Source organism: Bradyrhizobium sp. Kon69, assembly GCF_055807515.1.
Genome location: NZ_JBVVOS010000394.1, coordinates 1 through 263 on the forward strand (window position 1 = coordinate 1; position 263 = coordinate 263).

Sequence of the window (263 nt, forward strand, 5' to 3'; positions counted from 1 at the left end):
GCCAGGCAGGAAGACGTCTGCGGCCTGTTGATCACCGGAGAAAAGTGCTTCCACGACACCGTGCAGTACGTTGATCAGAATGGCTATTTCGGCGAAGCCTTCTGCGCCACATTGGTCAGCGCGCAGCCGATCCCTGGCGCGGTGCGCGTGGGTGCCCTGCACGTTCAGCAACTGGCCGCCTACGCGACACGCACCCACTCGACGGATCGTGCCAGTGAAAACGCCTATGACCACGCGTTTATCCCGACGATGCTCGATACCGT

The 263-nt window shown here is 61.2% G+C and carries 1 protein-coding gene; it reads left to right on the forward strand.

All coding sequences use genetic code 11. The features are described 5' to 3' along the window. Positions 1 to 263: hypothetical protein (locus AC0L3U_RS39570; protein ID WP_473365145.1), on the forward strand; the 263-nt coding region annotated here is incomplete at both ends.